Source organism: Comamonas sp. wu1-DMT (assembly GCF_040187805.1).
Taxonomy (GTDB): domain Bacteria; phylum Pseudomonadota; class Gammaproteobacteria; order Burkholderiales; family Burkholderiaceae_C; genus Comamonas; species Comamonas thiooxydans.
Genome location: NZ_JBANEM010000001.1, coordinates 260,434 through 272,938 on the forward strand (window position 1 = coordinate 260,434; position 12,505 = coordinate 272,938).

Annotated in this window: 9 protein-coding genes; 4 read left to right on the forward strand and 5 right to left on the reverse strand. The window is 62.2% G+C overall.

From position 1 onward, the window contains the following. Window positions 1-415 precede the first annotated feature (415 nt). Entirely contained in the window at window positions 416-1,762 is a 1,347-nt protein-coding gene (gene argA / locus V8Z78_RS01100; protein WP_003079639.1) for an amino-acid N-acetyltransferase, read from the forward strand. 102 nt (window positions 1,763-1,864) lie between these two features. Here argA and V8Z78_RS01105 read toward each other — a convergent pair whose 3' ends face one another. Beyond that, a complete protein-coding gene (locus tag V8Z78_RS01105) occupies window positions 1,865-2,680 on the reverse strand; it encodes an AraC family transcriptional regulator (protein WP_003067943.1) in 816 nt (271 codons plus the stop codon). A 269-nt stretch (window positions 2,681-2,949) separates the two neighbouring features. Between V8Z78_RS01105 and V8Z78_RS01110 the strand changes: the two genes are divergently transcribed. From V8Z78_RS01110 to V8Z78_RS01120, 3 genes are all read left to right on the forward strand, one after another. Further along, the gene (locus V8Z78_RS01110; protein WP_349730717.1) at window positions 2,950-4,629 is read left to right on the forward strand and encodes a 2-isopropylmalate synthase; all 1,680 of its coding nucleotides are present in this window, start codon (window positions 2,950-2,952) and stop codon (window positions 4,627-4,629) included. A 253-nt stretch (window positions 4,630-4,882) separates the two neighbouring features. Beyond that, entirely contained in the window at window positions 4,883-7,276 is a 2,394-nt protein-coding gene (locus tag V8Z78_RS01115; RefSeq protein WP_349730718.1) for an adenosylcobalamin-dependent ribonucleoside-diphosphate reductase, read from the forward strand. 230 nt (window positions 7,277-7,506) lie between these two features. Further along, a complete protein-coding gene (locus V8Z78_RS01120) occupies window positions 7,507-8,154 on the forward strand; it encodes a dihydrofolate reductase family protein (RefSeq protein ID WP_046462051.1) in 648 nt (215 codons plus the stop codon). A 414-nt stretch (window positions 8,155-8,568) separates the two neighbouring features. Here V8Z78_RS01120 and V8Z78_RS01125 read toward each other — a convergent pair whose 3' ends face one another. The 4 genes from V8Z78_RS01125 to V8Z78_RS01140 all read right to left on the reverse strand — a co-directional run bounded on the left by V8Z78_RS01125 (window position 8,569) and on the right by V8Z78_RS01140 (window position 12,504). Beyond that, window positions 8,569-9,999: a chloride channel protein gene (locus V8Z78_RS01125; RefSeq protein ID WP_046462050.1), complete on the reverse strand. Its 1,431-nt coding sequence runs from the start codon at window positions 9,997-9,999 to the stop codon at window positions 8,569-8,571. Window positions 10,000-10,196: 197 nt separating this feature from the next. Further along, entirely contained in the window at window positions 10,197-10,553 is a 357-nt protein-coding gene (locus tag V8Z78_RS01130) for a DUF3325 domain-containing protein (RefSeq protein WP_003067950.1), read from the reverse strand. Continuing rightward, window positions 10,550-10,867 carry a hypothetical protein gene (locus V8Z78_RS01135; protein ID WP_280031979.1) on the reverse strand — a complete coding sequence of 106 codons (318 nt, stop codon included), beginning with the start codon at window positions 10,865-10,867 and terminating at the stop codon, window positions 10,550-10,552. Before V8Z78_RS01135 ends, V8Z78_RS01130 begins: the two co-directional genes overlap by 4 nt. Further along, on the reverse strand, window positions 10,864-12,504 hold the full coding sequence (locus V8Z78_RS01140; RefSeq protein WP_057092166.1) for a PepSY-associated TM helix domain-containing protein: 1,641 nt from the start codon (window positions 12,502-12,504) through the stop codon (window positions 10,864-10,866). Before V8Z78_RS01140 ends, V8Z78_RS01135 begins: the two co-directional genes overlap by 4 nt. Between the last annotated feature and the right edge of the window lies 1 nt (window position 12,505).

A 12,505-nucleotide genomic window follows, 5' to 3' on the forward strand; every position in this document is an offset into this window, starting at 1 on the left:
CCACTTTGATCTAATCCACAGGGACGGCAATGACCTGCAGAGGGCATGTGCTCACTCCATGACGCTTGGATTGACAACTTGAGCCGGAGCCCCCTCTCGACATGGTCGAAGAATGCGCCGCGAAATGAAACGTAGGGATAGATCTGCGCAAACGACAACCGGACGATTGACCGAGTGTCTATCTTTGCCTCGCATGGTTTCGACGCTGACTGCCACTCGGAGCTCTGCTCAAATACAAGCCGTCATTTTTTAAAAACTTCACGCCACAAAAGCCACAAACTGCGCGATCAGCGCGCACAAAACCCTGCAACAACCAGCTAAGGCAAGCGAGTAACCGCTACACTTTGCGCCTCAGGCCTGCGTAATACCCGACGCAGGCCTTTTTTCCCGCTTTTCGAGGTTTTCGCGCACTGCCATGTCCACCGTCTTCAATTTCACCTTTGTTCCCTGGTTCAGGTCTGTGGCCCCTTATATCCACAAGTTCCGACACCAGACCTTTGTGGTGGGCCTGACCGGTGAAGCCATTGATGCGGGCAAGCTCAGCTCCATCGTCCAGGATCTGGCCATGATCCAGGCCATGGGCGTCAAGATCGTGCTGGTGCACGGCTTCCGCCCCCAGGTCAACGAGCAGTTGCGCCTCAAAGGCCAGGAGCCGCGTTATTACAACGGCATGCGAGTCACCGACTCCATTGCGCTGGACTGTGCCCAGGAAGCGGCCGGCCAGCTGCGTTACGAGATCGAAGCCGCCTTCAGCCAGGGACTGCCCAACACGCCCATGGCCGGTGCGCGCGTGCGCGTGATTTCGGGCAACTTCCTCACGGCCCGTCCCGTGGGCATTGTCGACGGCGTGGACTTCATGCACTCCGGCCTGGTGCGCAAGGTCGACGTGGAAGGCATTCGCAGCGCCCTGGACTCAGAAGCCATGGTGCTGGTCTCGCCCTTCGGCTTCTCGCCCACGGGCGAGGCCTTCAATCTCAGCATGGAAGAAGTGGCCACCCGCGTGGCGATCGAGCTCAAGGCCGACAAGCTGCTGTTCCTGACCGAAGTGCCTGGCGTGCGCATGGACCCCAGCGGCCCGGCCGACGAGAACAACCCCATTGATACCGAGCTGCCGCTGGACGCCGCGCGCCGCCTGCTGGCCCAGCTTCCGCCTGCACAGCAGCCTACCGATGTGGGCTTTTATCTGCAGCACTGCGTGCGTGCCTGCGAGCATGGCGTGGAGCGCAGCCACATCCTGCCCTTCTCGACCGACGGAGCGCTGCTGCTGGAGATCTATGTGCACGACGGCATAGGCACCATGGTCATCGACGAAAAGCTCGAAGAACTGCGCGAGGCCACGATCGACGACGTGGGCGGCATCATTCAGCTTATCGAGCCCTTCGAGCGCGACGGCACGCTGGTCAAGCGCGACCGCACCGAGATCGAACGCGATATCGCCAGTTACACCGTCATCGAACACGACGGCGTGATCTTCGGCTGTGCCGCCCTGCACCCCTATCTGGAAGCCAAGACCGCCGAGATGGCCGCCGTCACCGTCTCTCCCAAGAGCCAGGGTACGGGCGATGGCGAGAAGCTGCTCAAGCGCATCGAACAACGCGCCCGCGCCCTGGGTTGCGAAACCATGTTTGTGCTGACCACGCGCACCATGCACTGGTTCATCAAGCGCGGCTTTCAGCCTGTCGAGCCCGAATGGCTGCCCGAGGCCCGCAAGGCCAAGTACAACTGGGGCCGCAAGAGCCAGGTGCTGGTGAAGAAGCTCTAATCCACCTTCACTATTAAAAATAGCTTCCGGCGCTTGATAAACAAGCGTTGGAAGCTATTTTCGGAGCAAAAGATCTTGATGCGGCAGGCGTTGCAAGAACGGCTAAGGCCGCGTAGCCCGGCCTGCCGACGCAACAAACTCCGATGGCGGGCGGCCGAACTGGCGGCGAAACGCAGCCGTGTATGCGCTATGGCTTTCATAGCCGCTTTCCAGTGCCACGGTCGTGATGGCCATGCCCTGCAGCAACTGGGGGATGGAAGCCATCAGGCGCATCTGCTGATACCACCTGCCCCAGTTCATTCCGGTGCTTTTCAGAAAGCGGCGATGCAGCGTCTTGGGCGTGAGCGCGTGCTGCCGCGCCAGGGCTTCCACCGTGGTGCGCTGCGCCGGTGCACTCAGCATGCTCTCGCAGATACGTCGCATCAGCGCATCCTGGGGCCAGGGCAGGTAATACGGCAGCGGGGCCAGGGCGCTGAGTTCCTCCAGCAGCAAACTGCCCAGCAAGGCATCGCGCGGCCTATGCGGCCCCTCGTGGGGCAATGCCACCAGAGCTGTCATCAGCTCGCGCACCAGCGGCGCGACATGCAGCACGCCGTCCCGGGCCGGCAGCTGTGCGGACCAGGCCTCGTCGACGAACAGGCCATAGGCCCGCACCGCCGTGGTCGCCGTGATCCCGTGCAGCATGCCCGGGCGTAGCCACACTGCCGTGGTCGGCGGAACCAGCCATTGGCCGCTGGGGGACTCGACCAGCAACACACCTTCAGACGCATAGATGAGATGGCCGCGCGCATGGCTGTGCTGCGGCACCACATGGCCTGGCGGATAGCGCTGCTCCACGCCCGTGACAGGCAGCGAAGAGGCCTGGGCATGCTGCAGATCCAGCGCATGCGCACCATGTTCGGGGGAAGCAAAACCCATGAGATGTCCAAATTTCTACAACAAATGAATATCTATCGATAGAAGTCTATACCTCTGGCGACATAAAGTAGCCGCATTGCCTCCATCAAGCACCTTGCCGTGAAACACCGCCACCCGCTTTCGCTACGCCTACTGACTCTGACATCTGGTCGGGGTCCGCATGCACGCGTTCGCGCATGGTCCCATCCTGGTCTTCCCAGACCCCGGCCTTAGCCAGCCCCATCCGGGCAGGGAGACCAGGTGATCGTTTCTTCAACTCCAAGGTCTCTATGCTGGCTGATCCCTCTACCAAATACCGCGCATTTCCCGTTGTGGACTTGCCCACCCGCCAATGGCCTGCCCGTACGTTGACCCAAGCGCCCGTATGGCTTTCGACCGATTTGCGCGACGGCAACCAGGCGCTGTTCGAACCCATGAACCGCGAGCGCAAGCTGCGGCTGTTCGAGGAGCTGGTCGCCATCGGTTTCAAGGAAATTGAAATCGGCTTCCCCTCCGCTTCGCAGACCGACTTCGACATCGTGCGCCACCTCATCGAAGCGCAACTGATTCCGCACGATGTCACGCCCATGGTCATCACCCAGCTGCGTGAGGACCTGATTGCCACCACGGTGCGCAGCGTGGCGGGCGCACGCCGCGTGATCGTGCATCTGTACAACGCCGTGGCACCGGCCTTCCGCGAAATCGTCTTTGGCATGGAAGTGCCGCAGATCATTGCCATGGTGGAGCACCATGTACGCCACCTCAGGCAACTCACCGAGCAGCACCCCGAAACCGAATGGGTGCTGCAGTACTCCCCGGAAACCTTTTGCATGGCCGAGCTGGACGTTTCCCTGGCCGTGTGCAATGCCGCCATTGCAGCCTGGGATGCCGGTCCTAAGCGCCCCATGATCATCAACCTGCCGACCACGGTGGAGGTTTCCACCGCCAATGTGTTTGCCGACCAGATCGAATGGATGGACCGGCGTCTGGCACGGCGCGAGCACATCACGCTTTCGGTACACCCCCACAACGACAGAGGCACCGGCGTGGCCTGTGCCGAGCAGGCCCTGCTGGCCGGTGCCCAGCGTGTGGAAGGCTGTTTGTTCGGAAACGGCGAGCGCAGCGGCAATGTGGATCTGGTGACGCTGGCCCTGAACCTCTACACCCAAGGCATTGCTCCGGGCCTGGATTTCTCCGACATCGCTGCCGTGGCACGCATTGCCGAAGCTTCGACGGCCCTGCCCATCCATCCGCGCCACCCCTATGTGGGCGACCTGGTGTTCACGGCATTTTCCGGCTCACACCAGGATGCGATTGCCAAGGGCTTTGCGACGCAACAACCCAACGCCCCGTGGCGCGTACCCTATCTGCCCATAGACCCGCAGGACCTGGGACGAACCTATGACAGCATCGTGCGCGTCAACAGCCAGTCCGGCAAGGGCGGTATTGCTTTCCTGCTGCAGAAGGACAGGGGCATCACCATGCCGCGGCGCATGCAGATCGAGTTCAGCGCCATTGTCCAGGCCTGGGCCGACAGCAGCGAAACCGAACTTAGCAGCGCACAGATCTGGGAGCTGTTTGAAGCCACCTACCTGCATGCCCAAGCCGGGTCTCGGTCACTGCGTTATGAAAGCCATCACCTGTTCGACAGCCCGCAAGGCCAGGGTATCGAACTGCACTGGCACGACGCCAACGGGCAACCCAGGCTGCGCAGCGGCATCGGCAACGGCCCTATTGCAGCCACCGTCGCTGCACTGGAGTTGCCGCTGCGCATCGACAGCTACGAAGAGCGCAGCCTGGGCAACGGCGCCGACGCCTGCGCCGTTGCCGTCATCGAAGCCGCATGGCCTGGCGTGCCCGGCTCACGGTTTGGCGTAGGCATGCACGCGAACATCGTCACCGCATCAGTGATGGCGGTCGTGAATGCCGCTGCGCGCTTTGAGGGGGACATGATTCAGACCCGCGCGTAGCCTTCGATAGATCGTTGCGTCTCCCTCTTGTCGGCCGATACCGTTTGAAGCTCGGCCTGCGCGGTGCCCTGCCTCATACGCCGCCCCGGTCTTTTCCGTCTATTTTCGGCGGGTCTGTCACAATTTTGGGGCGGGCCCGTTCTGGCGATGGAGGCTTCTGGCCACTTGGTGCATCGCCGATGTTGCGCTGCATCACAGCACCACCAAACAGTCTGGGCTACAAAGTCAGCATCCGATTAGCATGAGGCATGCCATGAACACACTCCCTCCTCAGGCCATCAGCCAGGATGTGCTGGCCGAAAAATATCTGGCCGACGGCGAGCAATCCGAGCAAGAGCTGTTTGCCCGCGTGGCACGAGCCCTGGCCGCTGTTGAAAAGCCTGAGCTTCAAACGCATTGGGAACAGCAATTTCTGGCCAATCTGCAGCGCGGTGCCATCGGTGCCGGCCGCATCATGGCAGCGGCGGGGCTGGACACCAAGGCCACGTTGATCAACTGCTTTGTGCAGCCCGTCGCCGACGCCACCAATGGTTTCGACAGCCAGGGCAACCCCGGCATCTACACAGCGCTTTCTCAGGCAGCCGAGACCATGCGCCGCGGTGGCGGCGTGGGTTATGACTTCTCCAACCTGCGTCCACGCGGTGCGCTGGTGCGCGGCACCAACTCCTTTGCGTCGGGCCCCTGCTCCTTCATCGATGTCTTCGATGCATCCTGCACCACGGTGGAGTCGGCCGGTGCGCGCCGCGGAGCCCAGATGGGCGTGCTGCGCATCGACCACCCCGATGTACTGGAGTTCATCACCGCCAAGCGACAAAAGGGGCGCTGGAACAATTTCAATGTCTCTGTGGGCGTGAGCAGCGCCTTCATGCAGGCGGTCAGGGACGATGTCGAATGGGAGCTGGTGCATGTCGCCAGTCCCAGCGAGGCACAGATGCAGGCCGGCGCCCATCGCCGCGACGATGGTCTCTGGGTCTATCGCAGCCAGCCTGCGCGCACGCTCTGGGACGCCATCATGCAGTCGGCCTATGACTTTGCCGAGCCTGGCATTCTGTTCCTCGACAATATCAACGCCGACAACAACCTCTGGTATGCAGAGCAGATTTCCGCCACCAACCCCTGCGGCGAGCAGCCCCTGCCGCCCTATGGCTGCTGCGATCTGGGTCCCGTCATACTCACGCGCTTTGTGCGTGATGCGTTCACACCTCAGGCTTTCTTCGACATGGAGGCCTTTCGCGCCGCCGTCGCGGTTCAGGTGCGCATGCTGGACAATGTGCTGGACGCCACCGTCTGGCCCCTGCCCGAGCAGCAGCGCGAGGCACAGCAAAAGCGCCGCATCGGCGTGGGCTTCACGGGGCTGGGAGACGCCCTGATTCTGCTGGGCCTGCATTACGCCAGCGATGCTGGCCTGCAGCAGGCCGCATCAATAGCCCGTGCCATGCGCGATGCGGCTTATGCCGCGTCGGTGGAGCTGGCACGGGAAAAAGGTGCCTTCCCTCTGTTCAACGCCAAGCAGTATCTGAAAAGCGGCTTTGCCAAACGCTTGCCCAAGGAGCTGCGCGCTACCATCAAAAAACATGGGCTGCGCAACAGTCATCTGCTGTCCATCGCCCCCACGGGCACGGTATCACTGGCCTTTGCCGACAATGCGTCCAACGGCATCGAGCCGGCCTTCTCGTGGACCTATACGCGCAAAAAGCGCACGGCCAACGGCGGAGAGCAGTTCTACACTGTGCAAGATCACGCCTACCGCCTCTACAAGGCCTTGCACGGCGACGATGCCCCGCTGCCCGAGTGCTTTGTCAGCGCCCTGGAGCTGAGCGCCAGCGAGCATGTGGCCATGATGCGCTGCGTCCAGCCCTTTATCGACACCTCGATTTCCAAGACCGTCAATATCCCGGCCGACTATCCGTTCGAGGACTTCAAGCACCTCTATATGGAGTGCTGGGAGGTCGGCCTCAAAGGCTGTGCCACCTACCGTCCCAACGACACGCTGGGCGCGGTTCTGTCTACCGATTCAGCCCCCGCCCCCTCTCAAGCGCCTACCGGTAAATCGCAGGCTGCAATCAACTCGGTTAGCAGCAGCGGCATGACGGCCGTGATCGAGCGCCGCCCCGAGGGTCCGCTCAATGCCGTGGTGGACAAGATCGAGTATTTCACACATGACGGCATACGGCGTCTCTATCTGGTCGTCAGTTTCATGGTGGTCGACGGTGTGGAGCGTCCCATCGAATTCTTCATGCCCGTGGGCCAGACCGGGGAAAGCCAGCAGTGGATCACGGCCACCATGCGCAGCTTGAGCCTGGCCGCGCGTGGCGGCTTTCTCGACAAGGCCCTGGCCGATCTGCGCAAAGTGGCCTGGGATCGCGGCCCGGTGCGCTACGGCAACAGGACGCGTGACGACGGCAGCCGCATCCCGCTCTGGCATGACAGCGAAGTGGCGCTGCTGGCCTATGCGATTCAAAGCATCATCGCCAATCGCGGCCTGCCCCAGCCGGCGCCCAGCACGGCGGCTACGCCGGCATCTCCGCCCGAGAACAATGCCCCAGTCAGCGGTCAAAAGTGTCCCGACTGCGGAGCACATGCCATGATCAAAAAAGATGGCTGTCAGTTCTGTACCGCCTGCGGTTTTGTGGGGTCATGCGGTTGAAAAATGGATAGCTTGAGTCGCGATCAAGCTGAGCAGTGCGATGGATGACTGAGTCCACAGCAGCAGCGTCCATTCAGGTGGCTACCCAAAGCAGCGGTCAGACGCGACTTCGGACCCAACACCCTGAGCTCAACAATGCGACGGGTGACCGAGGCATGTGGAAACGCTAAGTACAGACGTTGATATCGAGGCCATCGATCATCGCTCTCTAACCTGAAAGGTGTTCCGTCATGAAAGTCAAAGTCCTCTGCTTCGGCATCTCGCTGGACGGTTACTCCGCCGGCCCCAACCAGGATTTGCAGAACCCGCTCGGCGTCGGTGGACCTGAGATCCTTGAGTGGTTCTTCCCCACCCAAGTCTTTCAGCGCATGCATGGGGGGTCTCAGATCGGCGAAACAGGTGTCGACAATCAGATGGCCGAACGCTCCTTCGAGAACATCGGCGCGTGGATTCTGGGGCGCAATATGTTCGGACCGATACGCGGCCATTGGCCCGACGAAAGCTGGAAGGGCTGGTGGGGCGATGAGCCGCCCTATCACGTGCCCGCATTTGTCCTGACCCACCACGCGCGGCCCTCGCTGCGCATGCAGGGAGGCACTGATTTTCACTTCGTCACGGATGGCATTGCATCAGCGCTGGCGCAAGCCAAGACAGCCGCAGGTGATCGCGATATTCGCATTGGCGGCGGCGTAGCCACCGTGCGACAGTTCCTGCAGGCGCGACTGGTCGATGAGATTCACCTCGCTGTACGTCCTCTGTTGATGGGGTCCGGCGAAAACCTCTGGCAAGGCTTGGACATGCGCGCTCTGGGCTATGAGGTCGCCGAAGTGAGGCAGGGCGAACGAGCCATGCATGTGATGGTGCACAAACAAGCCTAACACCTGAAAACCGGGTCGCACTTGATACCACAGGCGTACTCCTGGCTGCCCGGACTGTTCAAGCCCATGGACCTGACACTTGTGACGCTCATGTTCCAACCGCGATGGCCAGCGGCAGTCGTATCCAGGACGCTTGCTTAACGCTTGGCTTCGGAAGTCGAAAAAGATGACCGACTGGAACGATAGGCCAGATCGGTGCTGCAAGTGGCCTCAGTCGTAGACGTCACATACCTCACCAATGGCGAGGTCGCCCCACTTCTCGCTCTTTGGATATCACATGCCTGTAGGCCTGACTCACCGACTGCGCCTCGCGTCCAGAATCACCTGAACTACTGATTTCACCCGAGCATAAGCACCGTTGGCCCAAGCTAGTTCAATTCCGCGTAGACGCTGCTGATGGATTCAACCGACAGCCTAGCCTTGACGCGACTTTTGCAGTGCATCAGTCTCGGAAGACTCGTCCCGCGCCACAGGCTGTGTGGACTCCGCTGGAGCCGCAGCGGCTTCAGGCTCCGGCACCTTGGGCAAAGAGGCCCTTGCCATCTGGAGCATGTGCAAGGCCAGCGACTCATACAGCGGCCGCGCAATCATGCGCGAGATCATGCTGGCGATCATGGCCGATGCCATGAGGCTCAGCACCAGTGAGTGGCCGTCCACCATCTCCATCACGATGATGAAAGCCGTCAGTGGCGCCTGGGTGACCGCCGCCAGAAAGGCAGCCATGCCCATCGCTATCAATGCAGGCGCTATATCCGCAGTTCCAACAATCGATGCAACGTTATTCCCCACGCCTGCACCAATCGACAGCGAGGGCGCAAAGATACCGCCGGGTACGCCCACCCAGGCCGATAGCCAGGTAGCGATGAATTTGAGCGTGACATAGAACTCGGGCACATCGGCCTCGCCCTGCAGCATATGCTTGACGGCTTCAGAGCCCGCACCAAAGGTGGCGCCGCCGGTGACCACGCCGATGACGGCAATCAGCAGGGCCAGCACTGCCGCAAAGCGGATGGGAAAGCGTGACCTGAGCTTGTTGAGGCGCTCCGTGGATGAAGTCAGCGAGTGGGTCATGAGCTTGGCGAACAGGCCGCCCAGCACGCCGCAGGTCAGCGCCACGGCAAGACAAGGCAGCAGGTCACGCCAGCCGAGTTCGGCCACGCGGATGCGGCCAAAATAGCTCAGATTGCCGAAGACCGAGACCCCCATCAGACCGGCCAGCACAATGGCCGCGATGATGAGTCCGCTGGAGCGCGACTCCAGCTTGCGCGAGAGCTCCTCGATGGCAAACACCACGCCCGCCAGCGGGGCGTTGAAGGCTGCTGCAATACCTGCCGCCCCACCGGCCACCAGCAAGGCATGGGTGTTGATGACGGACTTGGGGCCCAGCCAGCGCCGCGCCGAATGCATGACACCGGCAGCCACCTGCACCGACGGCCCTTCGCGCCCTATCGACAGCCCAGCGAGAAATCCCGCGCTGGACAGCACGATCTTGGCAAACGACAGCCACAGCGACACAAAGCGCTTGCGCAGACTGGCATCGACCGATGGTTCAAGCGTGGCAATCACCTGCGGGATGCCCGAGCCGCTGGCACCCGGAGCCCATTTGCGCGTGGCCCAGACCGCTGCCGCCGTGATGGCCGGCATCCAGATCAACACCAGCCAGCCGTGGACGCCGTGGTAGATGCTCTCGAAAAATCCGAACGCCGCCTCTGCCAGCAGCGTGAAAGCCACCACGCTCAGGCCCGCTGCCGCGGCATAGGCCAGCACCACCGTCCGCTCCAGCCAGCGCTTTCCGTCGCGCATCTCCTCATTGAGGTTGTGAAAGAAATCTGGCTCTTGCTGCATGGGCGGGCAATCGTTTCGGGGCGGCTGCAAAAATGGGCGAAGACCCACATTCTGCGCCCGCCCAAGGGCTTGCCAGATCGGCAATAGCCACAACGATTGCCCACACAGGTTTTTACAACGACCGCCCGATTCGCACATCTATTGCGAATCGCCCGGCTAAAGCCCGAGGGAATGCCCATGCGGTCATGCCGTCTAACTCATCCCGTGAATGCCACCCAAAGCGTCCCGGCCAAGGCGACCAGACCTCCCATGGCCACCAGCACTGCACCGGGCCCAGGCACATAGGCGAGCAGCCATGTGAGTGCCAGCGCGGCCACACTGAGGCAGCCCAGCCAGACGATGGTTCCCACCGCAGCACCCCACAAGCCCATGCACAGCCACAGTGCGAGCAGCATCAGTGCCGCCCCCGCCAGGCGCAGCACGACCCGCAGCGCCGGCCCGGGCTCGCCACGCGATACAAGCTGATCGCAATGCCTGTCCATGACCTGGCTCAGCACCAGCATGCCTGCCAAGCACAGCGCCAGGGCGCAGGCCATCACCTGCCACAGGCTCATGCCACACCTTTCAGCGCCTGCAGCGCAGCTGTCAACAAGACTGCCGAGCCCGCCATCCATGCCATCACGCGCAGCAGGCTGCGCACATGGAAGGCCCAGAGCGCCACTGCGGTGTAGAGCAAAAAGCTGAGCAAGGTGGAAAGCAGCACGGCAGGTGCACGCTGCATAGCGCCCACGGCCACAAGCACATGGGCCATCACGGCGCAGGCCAGCGCCGTGAGCGCATAGCCGCCCAGCGCAGCCATCAGCACGCGCAGCAGTACGGCCCAGCGATAGCGCCTTGTCTGTGCCTGGGTCATTGCCGCCGCTTTCATGTGAGACCTCCCGTGACCGCGCCACGGCCCGCACGCGGCTGCTTCACGCTCTTGCTACGCCGCGACTTTTCATGCCGCCATGCCCCCCAGGCCACCAGCAGGCCCAGCGCCATGCAGGTCAGCTCCAGCCCTGCCCGCTGACCATCGCCCTGCGCCAGGTACAGCAGCAGGTGCTGGCCTGTAGTCATGACATTGAGCAGCGGCAAGCCCAGACACAGCAAGGCCAGCATCCATAGCTGTTCGCACCAGGCCTGGCGCGCCGTGCGCAGCAGCGCATGCAGCAGGCTCAGAGCCCAGACCGCAAAGAACACGTGGATTTCCCAGCTGGAACGCGCCTCCAGCACCAGGGGCAGCAGACGATTGCCATACAGATAGGCAATGGACGCCAGCGCCGAGCCTGCCAATGCAGCCACATTGAGCCCATCGATACAGCGGTACATGAAATGCGTGGCCACACCCCATTCATGACCGCTTTTTGCACGACGCTTGACTGCAAACAAGATCGATCCGCTGGCAATCATCGCGGTGCCGATCAGACCCAGAACAAAATACAGCCACTTCATCGTCCAGCCACCAAAGGTGACCAGATGCAGCGCGCTGATGACGGGATAGGTGTCGGTCGCCAGATTGCGGGACAGGGGATTTGCAGGTGGCAGCAGCACCTGGCCGCTGACGGCATCGAAGGTCACGGCACGCGCGGCGTTGACCAGGCGGCGCGTCACTGCCGTATCCGGCTTGCCTTCCGTGAAGCGTATCGTGGCCGGCGCCCCCTCAGGTCGCTGCACCACCACGCCCACAACGGGCTCCGTCAGCAGGGACTGGGCCTGCTGCGCAAGGCTGACAAGGTCCACAGCTGCAATGGCAGGCACATTCGAGAGCGTATTCGCCTCGGGTCTGGCATTCAACTCGGACTCGTAGCGGCTGTAGGCCGAACGGTCCTGCCCATACAGCGATTGCAGCGGCCAAGGCATATAGCTGGTGTAGAAATGCGCGAGTCCTGTGTAGACGATCATGAACAGAAACGGCAGCGTGAGCACGGCCGATGCATTGTGAGCATCCAGCCAGGAGCGCTGGCCCTTGCCGGGCCGGAAGGTAAAGAAGTCCTGAAAAATGCGCCGGTGCACAATCACGCCGGAGACCAGCGCCACCATCATGCACATCGACACCAGTCCCACCACCCAGAAGCCAGCGATACCGCCCTGCAAGGAATAGTGAAAGGACATGAAATGCCGGCCGCCTTCGGTCTCGCGCGTGGCGGGTTCGGGCAAGGCTTCGCCCGTCTGTGCATGCAGGCTGGCCTGCTGATCGCCGTCCAGGGTACGCGCGAATACCTTGACCCCATCGCCTGCGTGCAGCGGCAGACCGATGCGCCAGATACTGGCATCCGGCGCCGTCTTGCTCAGGTGCTGCTCGGCCAGCCGCAAGGCCTGCAGACGCTCTTGCGGAGAAAGCGGCTGCTGGCCGCTGCCCTCCAGTGGCAACCCCTGCATCCATCGCGTGATGGGCTCACGGAACACACTGATCGAGCCCGTCAGGAAAATGGCGCAGAGCAGCCAGCCGCACACCAGGCCGCACCAGGTGTGCAGCCATGACATGGTCTGGCGAAGTCCGGGCTGAGATGCTGGCTTGCCGCTCATG